The sequence below is a fragment of the Undibacterium sp. Ren11W genome (genome assembly GCF_049340485.1).
Classification (GTDB): Bacteria; Pseudomonadota; Gammaproteobacteria; order Burkholderiales; family Burkholderiaceae_D; genus Undibacterium.
On record NZ_JBMPPB010000005.1, the window covers coordinates 350,642 to 371,121 of the forward strand.

The following is a 20,480-nucleotide window of genomic DNA, read 5'->3' on the forward strand; positions in this document are numbered from 1 at the left end:
ATGCTCTCAAACAATAACTTGCGTTTTCAACCAATTAGCGTGTACTTTTTTCTCCCAACTCATCGGAGGTAATCGTTTGTTTTGACTTGTAAAATATTTCCAGAACATCAATTTAACAAAAATATGGAAAAGTTACAGCGCTAATTGACAACGTCGTCTTCTCTCAACTCCGTCTTCGCACTGGCGGGAACGTGTTAAAAAACAAATGGTAATAATTTATTATTTTTGAGTTATTATTAATATTCTCGGATTTGCTGCTAAATAAAAAAGAAGTATGTTTTTTTGACTCTGGTGTTTGCATACTTTTGCCGAGGATCGAGAACCATTGACGTAACCATCAATTTGATTGCGAGGTCTGGCATGGGAAGCAAATCCGGAAAAACCGTGTTGAAGCAGCTTCCCTTACCTTCCAGTTTGACTGCGCACTACGAGCGATTTATCGATCGGCTGTGTGATTTGCGAGCGAACAGACGATCCGTGTTGCTGGGAATCGCCGGTGTCACTGTCGGCATGCCACTCGTCGGTGCGTTGGCGCGCGCCGCGTTCCGCTTCACTGCAGTGGCGACCGAAAAGCAGCTGAAAGTGCTAGTCGGTGGAAACGTCGCTTGGCAGGTCAACACTGCGTGGTTTGATGGTGCCCCCCGCTTAAGCGTGAAACAATTCGATGGATACTTGCGCGCCAAGCTCAGCAATGCCAATTTTCCTGGTACCGATCTGGCAGCGGATTTCGATTTGATCGTCAAGCTGACTGGCGCAGAATGGATCGCACGTTTGACGTTCAGCGGCCTAGGTTTCGCGGCGGAATTTCCATTTGAACGTTGGCTGCTAGGGTATCAGCGCGCTGCCGGATTCATTGCTATACGAAAACTGGCATTTCGCAAAGCGCATGAGGTAAGGTTCGACCAGTTAAGTGGACCTGCGACTATTGGTCCAGACTGGATTTTCGACATGTTGGAACTGGACAGTTCGCTAATGCGGATCGGTACACAACATACTTCCATCACTTCCTTACGCATTGAGCTTCCAAGCGCCAGCCAAGAGTTTGAGCAGAAACAGGCAGTCAATGCAGACAATCTGGTCCCGCGCCTGCATATTTGGCCAAACTTTGGCGGCGAGGCGCCACTCACCGTTGTTTCTCTCAACAAGACTTTGGTGCTTCCACCTGAACAGGCAAAAGCATTTATCTCATGCTCGAGACAATCAACTCTGTTAATGATCGAACACGAGGCGCCACAGGCTCAGCTGGTGTGGCATTCTCCGGGGTTGAAGAAGGTTGCCTTCCCCGTACATGGCGTCACGATGAACGCTCTCTATGCAGGAACTTCCCCAAGCGTTAGCGGCACTGCGACGCTGTCCGGAGCAACTTGGCACCACGATGAAAAATTCGCAGCCGAACTCACCTTAACGAATGAATTTTCGTCAATTGATCTCTCCAATCAGCCGGAAGGGTCGCGGCGCAACTACAATCAGACAACACAAAGTGCACCGACCCCAGCACAACCTCAGGTACATCGATTTGTAGTCAGCATTCCTGGCTGCGACGCGGCGATGTTTGTGCAACGCGCGTGGCCTGTCGGTGCCAATACCGACCTGCCGCTTGTTGTCGGCACCGGTCTTTTCGACTTCGGCAAACATGACATCGACCTCGACCCCTATGACCTGATACTCAAACGTGCGACCGATGCATTGGCACTCACGGTTCGCTTCCGCAATATCCACCTTGTCCACACCAGACACGGATGGCAGCTGATCGGCCAGCAAAGCGGCAGTCTGATTGAATTCGATTTCGGCTCACAGCACCTGCTCGAGGAGGCCATCTACATTGCGGACTGGTGCGACGGGGTCGCCAAGAGCGCCTGCCAGCCGTCCAAACTGGAGCCACTGGCCATTCCGGACGAGATCGCGGCGCTGGCGATGCTCAGTTTCCCCCTTGGCACGGAAGACCTCGATAGCAGCCCGGTCAACCGTGCACAGCTGGCCCAGTACACCGAAGCCAAGCTCGGCGAATTACTCGACTACCTGCATGCGGACCTGGCGCGCTTGAAGCAGTTCAACGTGTTTCGCGCGGACTCGCGCTTGCGCGCAAAAATCGCCGGCAAGGTCACTCCCGGCCCGCGCAAGGCACTGCGGATCGATCGTGCGCGGGCCAGCCACCTGACGTTCGACTTCAACGCACCGGCGGGCATCATGTTCACCGTCGACGAGCTGCTGGCATGGGCCGTGCCGTCGCCGCGGCAGTCCGAGCGGCACCACGCGGGACCGGCCACTTACGTGGCTCGCCTGGCGCAACGCGCTGCGCGCAGCGACCAGGTCGATTTCGTCAAGCTCGATGGCCAAGACAATGATCCCAATGCACCGTACATCGAACGCCCGCTGAGCCTGGCGCAATCCGACGCCCCCAACGCACCCTATGCGACGGCGATCGAAGTGCCGGCCAAGCTGGTGATGAGCCCGATTGCCGGCGACCAGGTCGTCTGGACCGGCTCCGGTACCGGCTTGCTCGCCGCCAATACGCACCGCAATGAACTGTGGAGCGTGCGCATCACGGGCGCGAAGATACGAGCCATCTACACGCCGGACGCCAGGCGCGCCGGGCCGGGCAACTGCGCGGCATGGCCGGAATGCGACCCGTGCACGGTCAACCCCGCTCGCTACCAGGTCGACGTCTTCAAGCCGCCGCGCCCGTATGCCGGCGCCAACGCCACATGCGAATTCCGCGCCAGCCTGGATGCGCGCGATCGCCATGAAATCGTCGCTCTCAGTTCGTTCAATGGCTTCGCATCCCTGTGCGGCAGCGCGCAGGTGCAATGTCAGGTTGACGTCAACCAGCCCGGCAAGTTTATCTCGAAACCGATCGACGCCGCCTTGCTGCAGCTGACCAGCATGGGAGCGAACTTCAAATACAAGGGCCGCTGGGATCCGCCGGCTGGCGCGTCCGGCGCCTTGAGCGTGATGAAGTACGACCACCACGGCCAGCTGGGGCGCGACATCCTGGCGCGCGTCGAGTACAAGGGCTTTTTGTTCCCGATCGGGCACCCGGCCATCCTGGTCAAGCTGACCGAACGCCGCTTCTGCTTTGAAACGAGCCCGACGGGAAAAATCCAGTTGGTCGCGCGCCTGGTGCAGCGCTTTTTTATCCACGTGCCGAAATTTACGCGCGCCTTTCCCGCCGTCGGCCAGCCGAACGAGCAGCGTCTGTGGGGCCATGCGGCAATTTTCATGGACGAGTTCACCACGCCGGACCTGGCCGATCCGACCGGCACCGATTGCAGCTTTGCCGGTCTGGGCCAAAGCGCCTTCTGGCCGCGCAACCTGTGCGGCGCGCTGATCGAGTTCGCGTTCGGCGAGCCGGGCACGCAGTCGGCATACACCGCCCCGCTGGTATTTGTCGACAACAACGTGGCCCACGCTGGCGCCTACCTGAAATTGGTGATCGATGCCTGGCGCGCGCGGACCGCCGGTCTGCTGGCCACGCCGGCCGATCAATGGCCGGGTGCCACGGCGCAGGGCATGGCGACGGTCAAATCGGGACGCCTGCCGTATATCGTCGGCCTGCAGGGCGACAATGCCAACCTAGAGACCGACCGCATCATCCTCGACGTGCAAACCAGGCTGGACGAACAGGCCAAGCTCACGGCCGGTCCGAACAATGCCTACCGCTATGCCGCCTTCGACGCGAACAACTGGATCGACTGGGGCGTCAACGCCCGCATGGAGGCGCAAAAGCAGCCGCCCTTCTATCCGGTGCGCCGCCGCAGCCGCATCAAGATGAGCAAACTCGCCGTGCTCAACGGCGCGCAAGCGCAAACCTATCTGATCGAATTCGACCCGGTGTACGGCACCTCCGGGCTGGCCGTCGACAGCAACGCGGGCCAGATTTTCGCGCGCTTCGTCGCGCTGGCGCCGCAACTGGACTTCAGCAGCAATACGTCCAAGTCGGGCGGCTTTGCCAACCCCAGCACCTCCATCATCTACCTGTCGGCCAAGCGCGGGCCGCTGGGCGGCGCGCTGGCGGACTTGATTGCACTCGGCACCGCAAGCCCGAGCCCGAATGTATTCAAGGCGCTGGCGGGTGGCGTGTCGAAGGTGGAGATCACCAACGCGCATAGCGACAACTTCGTGCCGGCTGAATTCTTCAGCACCTTCATCGGCGACGCCAAGCTGCTCGGCGTGGTGCGCATTGCCGACATCATCCAGGCCGCGCTGGCCTCCAGCGGAACGGCGATCCCGACCATCAACACCGAATCGCTGTTCGATTTCGCCGAAGACGCGCTGCGCCCGATTGTCGACGTCGTCCGGGAACAGCTCAAGGACGTCATCGGCAATTTGGCGACGCTCGTTCCCTCGGCCGCCGTCGCGGCGCGGATCCGCCCGGGGCTCGAGGAACTCGACGCCAAGGCGGCCGCGCTCGGGCAATTGCTGGCCGCACGGCCGGTCAACGGCGCGCAGCTGCTCGCCCAGGCTGGCGCCTTCGGCAACGCGATGGGCAAAGTGGCGCACACGATCGAAGGCATCGCCAACGAGCCCGAGCTGCTGCTGCCGCCCGAGCTGGCCGAAACGATCGCCCGCATGAAGCTGCTCTTCACGCAGTTGCAGCAGCTCAATTTCAAGCAACTGTTGATTGACTGGTTGACCCCGATCGCCACCGAATTCATCCAGACGGTGCTCACCGAGCAGCTCGCCAAGTTGTACAAGGCGGCGGGCGAGAGTCCCGAACTGCGGGCCATGTACGAGATGGCGCGCGCCGTGCAGGAGCAAGTGGCGCTGATCGAGCGCGTCATTGCCAGCGCCAAGGACACCCTGGCCGCCGACTTGAACGACGCCTTGGACAGGCTGTTCGGGATGATCGAGCAATTCTATGGGATGGCAGCGCTGCTGCAAGCGAGTGTCGTCGAGGTCCAGCAGGTGGTTGCCGAAATAAAGAAAGCCGTAACCGAGTTCGCCGGCACTTATACGACCATCGATCCGACTGCCATCGACGTCTTTAAGGTGCAAGTCGCGTCCTTCCAGGTGGACATCAGCAAGACGCTGGGCGAGCTCGAACGCGACCTCGGTGCCCATGCCGCGCTGCCAGCCGACCAGCGCGCCGCCGCGGAGCGCTTGCTGGCGAATGCGCGTCAAGCGGCGTCGAACCTGTCCGAGGCGGTCAATGACCAGCTCAGGCGGCTGCAGGTCCTGGCTGACCCCGCCCTTGAAAACAAGCCGAGATTCCCCGATGAACCGCCTCCGCCCAGGCTCGGCGCATTCAATCGCAACGTGCGCGATGAGTTGCACACGGTGCGCTATATCGCCGCGGCTCCGGCCACGGTGCTGCTCCAGCTCACCCGCGTTACCGAACTGGTGCAAGCGCTGGTCGACTATGCCAACCAGGCCGGTGTCGCGGGCACTTGGTGCGAGGACCAGATCAAGGCCCTGGTCAATGCCTTCACGGCCTACATCGGCAATACCCTGAACCAGGGCGGCCTGCCGCAGGTCAACCTCGACGATGTCGTGGCGCGCCTTGCGCTATGCGCCACGCGGCTCGGCACGATTGCCGCGTCGCCGGCGGCGGGACAGGTTCCGGCGATTCGACAGTACCTCGATGGCATGGCCACCAATTTGACCGGCGCCGCCGATGCCGCCCGCACGCTCATTGCCAGGCTGCGGCCGGGGGCGACGCCCCCCTTGTTCGACCTCACGGGCGTGTGCGCCACCGCGCCCGACGCCATTTGCAAGGAAGCGAAGAAGGTCGCCGCGCTTCTGCCCGACCTGCTGGATAAGGCCCGGCGCGTGGCCGATGCGCTGGTCCAGGCGGAAGCGGTCTGGAACGGCTTGCAAGACTCGGCAAATCAATTGCTGAACGAATGCGCGAATAAGCTGCAGAAGGCCAAGCAAGACGCGCAAACGCAGCTGACGCAAATCCAGAATACCTTTTGCGCGAATACTATCGGCGCTTTGAGCCAGGCCCTGACACATGTCCTTGACCTCGTTGTGGGTGGTGCCAAGGTCTCCGACTACCTGAGCACGGAATTGCTCGATGCAATCGGCAAGCTCAAGGCCGACCTGGACACGTGCTCCCTGCTCGATGGGAAGACCTGCCGCGCGCTGGAGCTGTCGACGCGCCGCCTCGGCGATCTGCTGGCGCGCTCGCTCTCGATCGACGGCATCGGCGGCCTGGTCAACATCAACAAGATCCTCACCGACCTGGTCGCCATGATGGGCATTCCGACGCGCGTCAAGGTGACGTACGACTGGGATACCGCGATCCACGAATTCCCCGAGGGCAATGGCGCGCTGTTCGAACCGCTCGACGACAAGCGGCTCGAAATCCATGCATTGGTCGAGGCGGGATTGGGCGGCGGCCCGGTGGCCAGCATGAGCGCCAATATGTCCAGCTTCAAGATCAATTTGTTCGGCAAGGGCTCGGGCAATTTCCTGACCTTGACCATGGACAGGCTGGTGCTGACAGTCCCGCCCAACGGCAAGCTCGCCTGCGAAACCAAGGTGCTGATGGTCGAACCGGGGCCCGCGCTGGGCTTCGTGAGCAACCTGGCGAAATCGCTGGGACTGGACTCCAATTTCATTATTCTGCCCACCTTCAATGGCATCAAGGTTGGCTACGAGATGTACGAGGAAGGCAAAATGCTCGGCGGCTTTTTTGTCCAGAACCTGGGTTTCTCGATCTCTGCCGATTTGCCGTTCGATAATTCGCCGGTGCGGGTTGCCATCAAGGTGGGCGACAAGCTCAAGCCCTTCCTGATCTCGGCCGGCATTTACGGCGGCGGCGGCTTCCTCGGCATCCGCACGCGCGCCGACACGCTCGAAATCCTCGAGGCATCGTTCGAGTATGGCGTCGTGGCCGGATTCACGTTCGGCGTCCTGAAGGGGGCCGGGCGCATCACCGCGGGCGTGTATATCCGCATCGGCGGCCGCATGCCGGTCATCGAAGGCTTCTTTTGCGCCGTGGGCGAAGTCAGCCTGGCAGGGATTTTCAATGCCGGCGCGTCGCTGCGGGTTTCCTTATCCTATGGCATCAAAAGTGGCAACATGTCTGGCGTGGCCGAGTACGAGTTTCACTTCTCGATCGGCTGGTTCAAGTACAGCTACAGCATCAACGTCGACTACGTCAAAAGCGGCGATGCGAATCAGACGCAACAGTCGGCGCTGGAGTACAGCGCGGTCGACGCCGGCCGGCTGATTGCGTCCGGCACATCCGGCGACCCGGCCGATCACCCGTATTCGAACGCAGCGTGGTCGACGCTGTGGGCCTGTACGGCGGCCGGCAACTGCACCGCAGCCGATTTGAAGTCCACCTGCACACCATGTGCCGCACTTGCATAGGAAGACACCATGCCCTTCGATCCAACCGCGTCCGCGCCCGCCCAAGTCCACTGGTACCTTGTCCCATGGGGTGTAGCGGATCACCTTCCCAAGCGCTTGCGCTTCAGCGCGCGCATGATGCTGCGCCAGGAGGACTGGACCAACGTCGATGCGTTCGCGGACTGGCCGCGCTACCTGGCGGCCATGGGAAGTGCGCAAATCGGCGTATCGGGCCAGCGCGATCCGGAAGAGGTCGACCTGGCGCTGCACTACCAGCGCAACCTGACCAGCCAGGGAATCACCCTCGACCAGGCATCACGGCTGTGGCAGGCGCTGTTCGGCGACCTGGCGGCGCGCTTCCGTCAAGGTAGGTCATTGGGGGTCGAGGACACGTTGCTCAACCGCGCCAACCAGAACCTGGAAAAAGCCCATTGCTCCGCCAGCCTGGCCAGCGTGACCGGGCGCTGCGTGGCCGGCATATTCGCCGATGGCCTGATGCGCTACAGCGGCGCCGCGCGCGCAGCAGGGCTGGCCGCGGCCGACGACGCGGTCAGCGGCCGCGTCCCCCACGTCCCGCCCAGCGAGGCGAGCTTGCGCAATTTGCACGGCGCGGCCGCGCTGTACACATCGGTCAAGGTACAGGGGCGGGGCTTGGCCGAGCAGATCGACGCTGCCGCGAACCAGATTAGCGCTTTCAATAATCTCCATGCGTTCGCGGCCCAGGTGACCGTCGATAGTTGGTCGGTCCAGGCCCTCACGGTACTGAGCGCCGCTTCCGGCACGAAAGCGGCGGGCGACGACAGCGAGGAAGGCCACGAGCCGGCCCGGGTGCCCTATTCGAGCACCCACGTCGACTTCCTTTTGACCAAGAATACGCGCGCGCCCGGCGCCGACAGCCACAAGGCCGTCGCCGGCGACGAGCATGGCATGGATGCGTTCGCCGTCCACCTGGCAAGCCGCAAGCTGGTCTATGCCAATGCCGGCGAGCCGTCATCGCGCCCGAGTCTGGGCATCTGCCAAGAAGAAAGCGGAAACGCCGCACTCATTCAGGAATTTTGCAGGCGCGCCGCAGCCATGTCGGTGCACCCCTGGCTGGCCAAGCTGCTGGGCATTAGCATCAGCGTCGAGCACGAGTTTGCCGTGCCGCCCACGGCCATGAGTGCGATCGCCGTGACCGGCGTGCGCCGGACGCCAGGCGCACCAGCCGAGCCGGTCGGCGATCCCCAGTGGACCTTGCTCAAGGACGGCTTTCCCGTGTCGATTCATGCCGCGCAGGCATACCAGCAAGGGGTACTCAACCTTGGCGGGCACGATGAGTTTGTCCTGGCTCAGCTTGACGTCGACCGCACTCCCGACCGTTTTGTGCAAAGCGCGATTAGCTATAGCACAGAACAGCAGGCCGGGCGCCTGGCCAGCCAGATCGGCATCCAGCCCCAGGAGACGGTGGGGGTCTCGCTGATCGAAATTGGGGAAAAGCGCAAGCTGGCCGCGGTCAAGACGCAGGAGCAGCCTGAATCGGCGAGCGCGCCGGCGACCAGGACCGAACTGTATCTCGAGCATCTGCTTGCCGGATACCGTCCCGACATACGCAACGTCAGCGCCTCCGCCGCGTCGGGATGGCAATCGCTGACCGCACGCCGGATTCGCCGCGTCCAATTCGGCAAGGACGGCGAGGACGTCACGCACTGGTTCAGCCAGATTGGCCGGTGCGAAGCCTTCCTCACGGAGATGACCCGCACCGCCAAAGATGAAAGCGGCTCGGTCAAAGGGCAACTCGAAGGCGAGATGTTTCGATGGGGAACGCTCGGACTGGGCGCTGGCAACACGGCAACACCCGTGCAGGAACTCCAGATGTGCAGCGCGGACAGCGCTTCGGCCGTCGGCGAATTAATCATCGAATATGATGCCGCCGATGCCCCGCACCAGCGCTTCGGCCAGCAGTACCGCTGCGGCGTGCGTCTGGCTATGATCGACGGGAACTCCTTGGAACTGGCGCGCGCCGAGCGCTTGTACAACCAAGCCACGCCGCCGCTGACGATCGGGGACGGCGCACGAGGACAGGTGTTCCACCGCTTCGAACCGATAGCGCCGCCGAACGTGCTGCTGATCGATCCGCTGGACCGCGCGCACTTCGCCAAGGACGCTTCGAGGCGCGTGATCGTGGCCACCTCGGTGCACCACCGCCGCGAGCGCGGCGAAGCTCTGCGAGTGCTGGTGCCGCCGCGCGCCAGCAGCCAGGACCTGTGCCTGCGACATGGCGTTTTCGACGCCTTCCGCAACCATGGCACCTGGCCTGGCTCCGCATTCAAGGGCGTCAAGCTGACCAAAGAGGGTGACTTCCCCAGCCGGAAAACCACCTTCAAGAACGCGAAGGGAGCGCAGCTGCACCCGCTCGAACAGTTCTTCGAGCGGCATGCGCTGGCAGGCCGCCCCGATACCCCCTATTACCCGGACCCATGGGCCACGCGCGCGGTCGTCGCGATCTATCGCAAAGGCGACGAACGGTTGATGTACTGCGACTCGTTCAATTACTACCAAGGCAATCGCAGCTGGCCCGACTGCGCCGAGATGCGCTTGAAAGTACTCGCACAAGCCGACGGCATCGATCCCGATGTCGGATTCGCGGCGACGATGGATGCGCATGGCCTGACCGTGCGGCTGCTCAAGGGTGCGCAGGTCATCTTGCGCGTCTGGCACGAAGTGACCAGGCCGATGCTGGAGCAAGCCGGGGTGGTGGAGCAGATCGCGCAGCTGGCGCACCACGTCGTCGAGGGCGCCGCGGTCAGACAAGCATTCGCAATTAGCGACGCCGAGGCCGCCGATATCACGACCGTCAGGGCGAAAGTGGTCGATTTGCTCGAGCGTTGGGAAAGCGATGGCTTGGCCAAGGGCGGCATGAGCTTGAAGAGTTCCTCGTTCTGGATGATCAATCCCTACGAAGAGCTCGACCTGGTGCACGCGGTCGACCAGGCGATGCGCCCGATCGAACCCGATGATGCGCATTTTCCATTGACGCTCGAACGCTTCACGAACAAGACAAGCGCGTGCGTTCTCGGGCATGTCCTACTCGAGCGCTCTTCCACCAATCACTTGCGCGGCGTCGCCCATTGGATCGATCTGCCGACGCGGGCCGCAGCCGATCGGGCCGGAGGCTATGCCTTTACGGCAGCGCTAAGAAATGTCCAACTGTTCGACGTACCGAATATCGCAATGGTCGCGGGCGATGACCACGGTTCGCCGGCCTTGGCTCCCATGCCGCGCCAGTTGCCCCCGTTTCAGCGCTACCAACGGCTCGATGCTCAATTGTCGGTGCGCGATGCCGACCATAGCAAGACGACCGCCGTCACGGGCGATGTCGATTTCGGCGACACGCGCGCCCGCGCGATCAACGTCATTACCTCCGGAGAAGCGCGGCACGCCGACGAGTTTACGGGATTCGATGGCGAGAAGATCCGGCGCTCATCCAAATCGCGGCGGGTGGTCGTAGCGTGTACAGAACGGCCAGAACAGCCCACAGTCGACTATGTGGTTCCCGTGTTCGCCTGGGACGATAGAACAGCACCGTTCAATACAAGCAAGCGCTCGCGCCAAGCGGGCTGGTTTAGGGTCTGGCTCGGCCCAATTTGGTACAAATCAGGAAATGGCGAACTGCTCGCGCTGGTATGTTGGCCGGGCGCCGCACTACCGACGAAGCCGAGCGCCTTACAGGCGATACTCGGAATAAACGGTGCCGACAACGCAACGCCACACCCTGCGGTGGAACCTGTAATCACACGCTGGGGACTTGATCCTATCCTTGGTGAAGATATGGAGTTCGGAAATATTCCCGCATCAGCATTAATGAACCGATTGTGCACCCAAGCTGATCTAGAACGGACCGGCGGTCCCCACGACGTGCTCGACATCGACATGTATCATTTGCAGGACGTGCCGCTCGAGCCGTGCATCGACCTGGCCCTGCTCAAGGAATATGAAAACATCGACTTCGGACCGATTGGTGCAGGAGGTACCAGTGCATCGACGATCAAGCTCGCCCTTTACCGCCCCATACTTGACCGGGGCAGTGGAAAGATGTTTGTCGATATACAGATCGATCCTGCCCTCGCATACCAACCGTTTGTACGGCTCGCACTGGCCCGTTATCAAGCCCACGCCAGGCATGACGACCTTGAGGATCTACGTCTGTCGCCGATCGTTGCCACGGAATTCATCCAGCTCATGCCAGAGCGGACAGCGACGCTCACCAGTGAGCGCGATGCACGCGGACATGTCGTGCGTGTGCGTGTAACTATCACAGGCACAACGATTCCGGACTCCAAGGCTGCCGCGTTGAAGACAGCCCTCTTGGCTACGATCGAAGAAAGGCAGGTGGGATTAGTACTTGATGAGCCAGCTGAACCCATCAATGGCGCATGGGTGCCAGTGTCCAACAAAGCGGACGAACAGCTACTGACCCACGACGCGGCTACGAATTCGTGGAGTGTCACGCTGCCATTTCAATCACGGGTTTCGCGTGAATACTCAGTACGGATAGAGGAATATGAACAACTGTCCGATGAGGTGCAGGGAAAACGCCTCGTATATTTTGACCGCATGGTGCTACATTATTTTTAAGAAACGTTTAACGTTTCTTAAATCACGCTGAACAACGAACAATGTCATTCACTAACTTTAGGGAGAAACATGATGGTCGAAAAAAAATCTGCAGTAGCTAGGACTCCTGCAAGGCTGACTCAGAAAGCGCGAGACCTGAAAGCAGCGGGAATTTCGCCTGCGCTCAGCGACTCTACGTTACTAGAGCTGTCGAACTTCATTGCACGTCAAGTCATATACTTTCCATCCGGCTTGCGCCGTTTGGAAATGCAGCTTGACGCAGACGGCAACTTGAAACTGCAACTCGACGGAGTGGTAAAGACTGATAGCGCACTAGAACTGGAGACTACTCTGTTCACTGATAAGGCGCTGACCTACGAACGTATTGTTGAATTGGTGGGTAGCAATAATAATTGTACAGCTGTGTCAACCGAACTTCTGACTGCATTGATCTGGAAGGAAAGCGGATTCAAGCCTGCTGCAATTAATTCCGGCAGTAGCGCCACTGGGTTGATGCAAGTGACTAAGGATGCTGTTGACGACGTCAATGCCAACACGCCTTCCGGCACGCATTTTAGCCACAGCGATATGACCGATGCTGAAAAAAACATCCAATGCGGAAGCTACTACCTGGGACTCCGGATAAAACGTGCAGGGAATGTCGTGAAACAGGGGCTGGAGGACTATGGTACAGGTGCGGGATACGCCACCAACATACTTGCTTGCGAAAAGTGCCTGAAAGGTAATCCTGCCAATCCACAATTATGCCTAAACGCCATCCATACCTAATGTAGCGTCGCATCTGTTTACTACTCAACAAACTCTTGGCGCGGCGTTGAAACAGACTAAGCGTCATTTTATATACGGTGCTATCGTGAAACATCGCCCCGGTGGACACCAAAGTTGCGCAAATTTAATGTTTTTATAAGCGAGATAAATCGAAAAAAAAGTAATCAACCGAGTTTTAGAATTATTCAGTGAACAGGGTGAAGAGCTTCAAGCCTCAAAGAACTGTCAGTTGTTTGAAATATGGTTCGACGCGATTAGTTGCCGTATTTAATGAAAATCTGAATTCAAGGCATTCAGCATTGAATTGGTCTTTCTTGATTGCGAAGTGGTGAATACGGACTTGGTTGGTGTGGAAAATTGTGACACACCCAAAAGTGACCTTTCGGGAACCGGTGACATATCTTATATCGTAGCCATCGATATTATGGGGAACATTACCATTTATATAGAGGACCTTAAACATGAATGTATCCACAGTAATTAGTAGAGCGATGTCGGGTCTAGCCAAAACCACGGCCTATAAAAGCCCAGGCAAAATGCCTTCCTTTGAAGCTTCTAGCTGGCAAGAGAATGGTGCATGTGATTGCAGCGGGTTTGTGGATTGGTGCCTTCGCTTCTCACCGAATCGTGTCGTTGATCACCCGCTCTATAAGAAGATTAATGGAGGATGGTTTGAAACAACCGCTATTCATGCCGATGGCTTAGCTTCAGTCGGCTACTTTTCTCAACTAGAAACAGCCAAACCAGGAGCGATGCTGGTCTACCCCGATTACATAGGCAGTGATGGAAAAAAACATGACGGTCATATAGGCATCGTCATCGAAGTTAATGGTAGTGGCGTCAGGGGAGTCTCAAAAATTGTGCATTGCTCAATGAATGGCTGGACGAATAAAGGAGACGCGATACAAGCCACTGGTTCTGAGCCCTGGCAAGCACACGTCAATTCAATTATTGTATGGTTTGAAAGCGTAGAGGAGTGAGATCACTAGCGTCCATCGATAATTTGTCTACCATTCAGTGTGCTGACAATATGGCTTGATTTTTACAACGTCATCATTCACGCCAAGCGCGGAAATCGAAGCTCGACGTCCTAGTGCCACGCCGATTGAAATGGTAGGGCTAGAACGATTCATTGAGCTAATGCGCAAACATGCATTCGGCATGTAACAAGGTGGGCACAAGCGCATGTGGCGTATGAATTGATGGATCAAACCGAGATACGCCAGCCCTGGCTACTCAGCGTTGATTCACACGATTCCGAAACTGTTGCACGGCTATGCTCTGATTGCGATGGAGTTCTCACTCATGATTTCATTGGTGACACCAGCGCTTTCGATCACGTTGAAGATGTAGCAATAGCAGACGCCGCTAAACAATTCATTCCGGAAAAATGCTAACCCAAAGAAAAATAAGAACATCGTCACGCCTTAGATTCAAAATGTAGTGCCGTCGATAAAAAAACTGGCCATATATGATGGCGCCAGATCACCAACGAAGTTCGAGATATTCTTTCAAACAATTTAAACTCCGCGAACCGATCGTTCACGCACCAAAATTTCATGCGGCACTTCCCTAGTGATGTTTGTGTTCTTGAAACACTCAAGCGCATACCCGAGAGTACCGCAGTCAGCGCCACAGCAGCATAGCGCCGAGAACCCTCCGTCAGCTGAATGATAGCACTGGGCACATCTCACTCTCGGCGAGGATCGACCAGCACGCTGTAACACTCTGCCAAGACAGTAGCGGCAGGCGTGATCTGTCAAACTCCAAGAGGATGTTCTTTTACCTGGCATGATCAAATACTTTTCTTTAAAAAGTTTCATTTAGCGACAACCAATTGCTTGTCCTTTGACTGCCACTGCATATTTTTCACAAGTGTTCATGCTGTCTTGAAGAAATTTTAAGACACGAAATTTTATCAACTCACTTCCAACACAACTCCTGTTCTAAAGTGTGACAATCACTCTTTAGCATTGAATTTTCAAGGCAATCAGTAAAGCGAGCGTGATAGCATTTCAGTTCATCGTCTCGGCGCGCGAATAAATAAGCGATTTATGATCTTCGTTTTTTTGAACGCAAACTAAAAAATGACATTGGAAGATTGAAATCTAATATGCAGTCACGACAACCTTGGTTGAAAAAGGAGGTTGTCAATTTGGTTGTCAATTTGGTTGTCAACCAAGTCGACAACCAACGAGACATCCAGAAGAGAGTAAAGAAATAAAAGGAGAAATTAGCTTCATCCCTGAGATGTTTTGTTCCTTTTAACTGATTGAGTTTTTAATATCAGCACCATTAGTTACCTTCATAGCGCTGCTGCCAGGCCTTTGCGATAGCTCTGAGCAGGTGCAGTTGGCCTTTGTTTCGCACTGTCGCTGAATTGTGTGTACATACCCTCATAGGCCAATAGAACATCGTCAATGCGGCCCTGGCGATTCTTTGCAATAAATACGTCAGCAAATCCACATAAATGAGACTGGGGATTGTCAACTTCATCGCGATGCACAAACATCACAATATCGGCATCCTGTTCGATGGCTCCAGAGTCCCTCAGATCGGAAAGTTGTGGGCGCGATTTGTTGGCGGCATTCCGTGACAACTGTGACAAGGCAAGCACAACGATATTCAGTTCTTTCGCCAATGCCTTGAGACCACGACTGATTTCTTCGATTTGCTGGTTTCGACTATCTCCAACACCTGACATTAACTGCAGGTAGTCGAGCACAACTAAGTCCAGTCCATGTTTTCGTTTAATGAGTCTAGCTTTTGATCGCACGTCCAGCAGCGTGAGGGCAGGTTGGTCGTCCAGATGTAAATTTAGTTCCTGGAGCTTCGCGTTGGCGGCAGTAAAGTTATTCCAGTCGGCGGTCGTCATATCGCCTCGAATTACAGACCCAAGTGGAATGCGTCCAAGAGATGCTAGTACTCTATCGAGCAATTCTCCATTTTGCATCTCTTGTGAGAGGAATAGTACAGAGTGATCATGCGCAACATGAGTCGCAATGTTGAGTGCGAATGCTGTCTTCCCCATTGATGGGCGCGCTCCAAGAACTACGAGTGCACCTCGATTCGGTCCTCCGGTCAGTAATTCGTCGATGGTCGCAAACCCTGTCTGAATACCCGAGTATTTGCGATCAACACGACCATCCATCACATCAATGTGCGCAATCATTGCGTCACTGGCTCGAATTGGTTCGCGAGCGGAGCGGGTTTCTGACAATCTTGAAAGAGTAGCTTGTGCGGAGTCCAAGACTTCTTCAGCAGTGCGTATGCCGGGATTAAACGCCATCTCAGATATCTCTGACGTGGCAGCAAGCAAACCGCGTCTAAGAGAACTGTCTCGAACAAATTCTGCGTATCGAGCAATATTTGCAGCACTTGGAACGTTCTGAGAAATCTCATTTAAATAGACCATGCAATCTGGGACAATTTTCGCCAACAATAATCCTGCGGACACAACATCACATGGCTTGCCAGAAGTTATCTGGCGAATGATTTCGGAAAAAATTATTCGGTGATCGTTATGAAAAAAATGCGAGGCTCTCAAATCACCCATGCGATCGACTGCACAGTTGTCAGACAGAAGTGCTCCGATGACCGATTGCTCGGCTTCGATTGCGGCCGGCATCGATGCGTTTTGGTTCATGCGGCATCCTTAGGTTCGTGGAATTTACCAGCCTGCTTGCCCTGCGTGGTTAAAAAATATTTTCCGTTGATGTCAATCGCCCAAAACTTGAAATAATTGTTTTCGACATATTTTCGGAAGGTGATGCGCCAATCTTTCTGGCGCTTCTCGGGCTGCACCCCTCCAGCAGTAAATCGCCTGCAAAATTCAACCCAGGCGAGGGCAACCATATCGCTATCTAGTCCGACAGATTTTACGTACTCCCATAAAGGCGCATAGTTTCGTAACGGTCTTTCACCTCTTGCTTTGCATGAGTCAATAAAAGCTTGCAAAGAGATCGCTGAAGGTTTTTTCTGAAGTGGAACTAAGCCCCCATCAGGGGGTTTGGGGGTATTTAATTGGTTAATGGTTATTGGTTCTTGGTTAGCTTGTGATCCGGTTTGTTCTGGCAACCCCATTGGAACCGGATCGTAACCGGATGGAAACCCGCTGGGTTCTTCTGGGTTATGCTTCGTTTTTTGTTTTGGTGGTCTACCACCTCGCTTGCCATTTTCTTTTGCTGTCGTAGCTTTTGCGTGATAGGCGCTGATATCGTCGTCACAGCGCTTATTTGAATAACCATTCTCAGTTTTTACGAATTTGTATTTAAGAAGTTCGGCGATTATCATACGCTCCTCTTCTGTACGTGCACCGACGGTATGGCAGAGCGCATCTAAATCAAGGGGGAGCGGTTTTTCAGTATCATAATAAACATCGATGAGTTCACGGTAAATTGCTCGTTCGATCCTGGTCAAGTGTATTGACCCTGATCTAAAGTCGCCTATGTGAAAATTGTAATAATGCATATTTAACTATGCTTAAGTAGGATTCTATACGCTTCAATCAGTAGGCGGACTTGGCGCTTTTTTACCTCTGGATTTTTCAGCTTGCCAATTTGATTCGCCATTTCATGTAAGTTCATTTCGCGATTCCTACACTTAACTGTTTGCCGCGTGACATGCCCGCCGGAGGCAGTGCGCAGGATTGGCTTCGATGATGCAGAAACTTTATGAATAATTGAAATTTTGCAAACGTATTCGTTTGGGTACTTTCTGTATGAGTCGCAGAAAAGTTGGCCCTAAATTTTGTTGTCCTCCGTGGATAGCTCACTATCGCTCTCCTTGGGCGAACAATATTGCGCGTAGTGCTTCCAACTTTGCGATGGAAATATCATTTACCATTTTTTTGACATCTCGCCCTAAAATTGGAGTTAGTACTGCAACTAACGAATTTTGAATTTCAATTAGCAGATACCTAACGTCGAGATTTGTAGATAAGTCTGGCTCAAACCAATTGCCACTTTCGTCCGGTTCTGGCGTCAAAAATTCAATAGGATCGACCAGTTCGACACAGACTCTGATTAACGTATCGACTAAGTTAGTTGTTGGTTCGCTGTGATTAGACATTAGATGCTCCATCATTCAGCATTGCGATCAAACCTGCAGACGGCCAACGCAAATTTCCGCTGCGAAGTTTGATAGGAACCATTCCATGATGTTGGCCTTGCATACAGTAGTTCTTGCGGATCGTGAACGGAGATATTCGCTCGTATGCGGCAAGTTCCGCAGTAGTGAGGAGCGCCGGCAATTTCTGATTATTGTCGGCGTGTTGAGTTCTATTCATTTTGTATCACCTTTGTTGATTTATAGTGATACGGAATATATTCAATAAAATGTGATGGAGGGGGCATCCCTACTAGTAGCCTACTATTCCCTACTATTAGCCACCTATTAGTCACCTATTCTATAAAGCAGGTCGACATTTAGCTGGTTAGTATGGCGAGTTTTTAATTCTTTTTTAACTCCTTTTTTCCATTCTTTTATGCGTTCACGCAACTGTTTGGCATTTAATTCTTGTTCATCTCCTAGCCCATCGTCGTATTTTACTCCACCAGCGATCGATGATAGGAGAGGGTATTTCGCTTCCTTGTTGTCAGAGTCAGCCAAAATCTTCAATTTCCTCATTACTGGAACTGTTGTATGTCTAGTTCCATCGTTATATAGGTCGTTGCAAATTTTCCAGACCAATGGAGTAAGTGTATCGCCACCTTTTGGTACGATATTCAATGCTTTTGACGAGGTATCTATTTCTTTGAGGGCTGTAACGGGGGACGGTTGCAATGGGATAGGTACCTCGCCGTCTGTTGGTCTAATTTCTATCGATACTTGTGACGAGATAAGCGTTTCTTCGAGAACTTCACCGGGCGGCGTCTCTACATTTTTCTTATGGTTCCTTACTAGTTTGGCTAAATTGTCTTGCAGGCCAATTGTCATATCATTCACCAGGAATCTAAATGGATCCAATGGTGGAAGATCTGCCAAACGCAAAATCGCCATTTTATTAAGGCGAATTGCTGAAGCACGAATCGGTGCAACTGAGTGGTACCGCAAACTGCCGTCCGAAGAAACAAGTGCGAGTGGGCGGGCACATGCATTTTCCAGGTTATTTCCCAATAAAATATCTTCCAAAAAACTCTCTACATTGCATACTTCGAGCAGACAAGGATCGAGAAAATCAATTTCCATAACTTCACCCGGTGAAAGTTTGGTAAGCCTGGCGCCACACGGAATGACGACATTGATAGTCGCTGAATGCATTTCCGCATATTTTTCAATGACGTTCCTCCAAGTCCATGGTTCATATTTGTTTTCGGTAAGCCATTCAGCTGCTTCGCTTAAAGTGTTCGAATCGGATAGATACATTTTGCATTCTTTATGAGAGCTTTTACTACTATGGATGTTGTCTGCATCAATACGTAACAATTATTTTGTAAATTTATTTTTCAAGGTGTAAAGATATTTTTTATTTGCTGAGTTCGATTTTCAGACATGCTTTGGATGGTGCAAAATCGAAACCGGCCTGTTCTAAGAACCATAGCTCAATTTTTTCGTGCCACTGACGCAAGAGGTCGAGTGGGCGACGGCGATAATGTTTCTCAGCGATGGCACTGGGTTTGTGGCCCATAATTTGTGCTGTTACGCCTGCCGGCACTTCACACCATTCCGCAAGGGTGCCAAAGGATCTGCGTAGTCCGTGCAAGGTAAGATCAGGCAATCCAGCAGCGACAAGTGCACGCTTATGTCCCGGAGTAGGCTCTGTGAGTTGTCCATTTGCTGCGGCAGGACTAGAAAACACCCACTCATTCCTTCGTGGAAGTAATTCTAGGATAGTAGCGACGTAGGGGGTTAAAGGAATCGTGCGTTCACCTTCAACTTTGTCGCGAATGGTGAGACTCTTCCATTGAAAATCCACGTCTTCCCAGCGCAATGCGACCAATTCGCGCCGGCGTGCGCCTGTTATAAGAAGAATTTGTAGGTAGGCAGATTGAATACTGTTTTCCATTTCTCGCACCGCCTTAAACCATGGCGCAAGCTGTTCGCGTTGTAAACTATCTCCCTCTTTGGTATTTTTGTTTGGCACTTCATCTCGTACATGCTGAGTTTTACAAGCTCCCGGCGGTACCAATCCAGCTAGTTCAGATTGAGAATCGCACCAGTTAACAAATACAGATAAAAGTCGAAACGCTAAACTGGCTTGCGTTGGTCGGTTCGAGGATTCTAATGCGAGCCATCCACCGAGTCGCTTGCCGTTCATGTCACATAAGCGAATATCTAACAATGAGGCGAGCGGCCCAGGTTCAGTTAATCCCTTGCCTCTAATTTTTTTCTCGCCCCCACGACGAGCAACGTTTTCATGATCACGGATATGCCATTCACTCCATTTGTGACGACGTGATTCAATATAGCGCGGCCAAATGTCACCCAGCGTGACCAGTTGCCGTTCTGTTTCGACACGAGTCGCATCAGCTTTGATACGCTGTTCGATTTTTTGTTGCCGTGGGTCGATCCCCTGATCGACCAGGGATTTCAATTTAGTAGCCTCGCCTTGCGCCTTACTGATCGGCCATGTCTTGAGATCGCCGATTGTTATTCTTATTGTTCGACCATGCAGGCGTGATTCGAAAATGTAGGATTTTGCATTTGCTTCTGTTGCGCGTAATCCCAAACCTGGAGTTTTTCCATCCCATAATATTGATTGTTGCTTGCCTTCAGCGCATTTAAAACTGTCGACAAGCTTTATTGTAAAATTTTCTTTGCTCATACTCTTTCGTTTCTCGTTGGTATTGTGTAGGCGT

At 54.5% G+C, this 20,480-nt stretch carries 10 protein-coding genes; 4 read left to right on the plus strand and 6 right to left on the minus strand.

Translation table 11 applies throughout. The features are described from left to right. Positions 1-360: 360 nt before the first annotated feature. The 4 genes from ACO0K8_RS14085 to ACO0K8_RS14100 all read left to right on the plus strand — a co-directional run bounded on the left by ACO0K8_RS14085 (position 361) and on the right by ACO0K8_RS14100 (position 13,661). Complete coding sequence (locus ACO0K8_RS14085; protein ID WP_422947283.1) at positions 361-7,320, plus strand: hypothetical protein; 6,960 nt, start codon at positions 361-363, stop codon at positions 7,318-7,320. A 9-nt stretch (positions 7,321-7,329) separates the two neighbouring features. After that, positions 7,330-11,913 carry a hypothetical protein gene (locus tag ACO0K8_RS14090; RefSeq protein WP_422947284.1) on the plus strand — a complete coding sequence of 1,528 codons (4,584 nt, stop codon included), beginning with the start codon at positions 7,330-7,332 and terminating at the stop codon, positions 11,911-11,913. Positions 11,914-11,982: 69 nt separating this feature from the next. Then, positions 11,983-12,681 carry a transglycosylase SLT domain-containing protein gene (locus tag ACO0K8_RS14095; RefSeq protein ID WP_422947285.1) on the plus strand — a complete coding sequence of 233 codons (699 nt, stop codon included), beginning with the start codon at positions 11,983-11,985 and terminating at the stop codon, positions 12,679-12,681. A gap of 461 nt (positions 12,682-13,142) precedes the next feature. Continuing rightward, on the plus strand, positions 13,143-13,661 hold the full coding sequence (locus tag ACO0K8_RS14100; RefSeq protein WP_422947286.1) for a CHAP domain-containing protein: 519 nt from the start codon (positions 13,143-13,145) through the stop codon (positions 13,659-13,661). Positions 13,662-14,986: 1,325 nt separating this feature from the next. Here the strand turns inward: ACO0K8_RS14100 and dnaB are convergent. The 6 genes from dnaB to ACO0K8_RS14130 all read right to left on the minus strand — a co-directional run bounded on the left by dnaB (position 14,987) and on the right by ACO0K8_RS14130 (position 20,446). Beyond that, on the minus strand, positions 14,987-16,327 hold the full coding sequence (gene dnaB / locus ACO0K8_RS14105; protein ID WP_422947287.1) for a replicative DNA helicase: 1,341 nt from the start codon (positions 16,325-16,327) through the stop codon (positions 14,987-14,989). Further along, positions 16,324-17,151 carry a YdaU family protein gene (locus tag ACO0K8_RS14110; protein ID WP_422947288.1) on the minus strand — a complete coding sequence of 276 codons (828 nt, stop codon included), beginning with the start codon at positions 17,149-17,151 and terminating at the stop codon, positions 16,324-16,326. The genes dnaB and ACO0K8_RS14110 overlap by 4 nt, the downstream gene beginning before the upstream one ends. A 303-nt stretch (positions 17,152-17,454) precedes the next feature. After that, complete coding sequence (locus tag ACO0K8_RS14115; protein WP_422947289.1) at positions 17,455-17,751, minus strand: hypothetical protein; 297 nt, start codon at positions 17,749-17,751, stop codon at positions 17,455-17,457. Then, the gene (locus ACO0K8_RS14120; RefSeq protein ID WP_422947290.1) at positions 17,744-17,968 is read right to left on the minus strand and encodes a hypothetical protein; all 225 of its coding nucleotides are present in this window, start codon (positions 17,966-17,968) and stop codon (positions 17,744-17,746) included. Before ACO0K8_RS14120 ends, ACO0K8_RS14115 begins: the two co-directional genes overlap by 8 nt. 107 nt (positions 17,969-18,075) lie before the next feature. Beyond that, positions 18,076-19,047: a hypothetical protein gene (locus ACO0K8_RS14125; RefSeq protein ID WP_422947291.1), complete on the minus strand. Its 972-nt coding sequence runs from the start codon at positions 19,045-19,047 to the stop codon at positions 18,076-18,078. Between the two features lie 100 nt (positions 19,048-19,147). Continuing rightward, a complete protein-coding gene (locus tag ACO0K8_RS14130) occupies positions 19,148-20,446 on the minus strand; it encodes a tyrosine-type recombinase/integrase (RefSeq protein ID WP_422947292.1) in 1,299 nt (432 codons plus the stop codon). Positions 20,447-20,480: the final 34 nt, after the last annotated feature.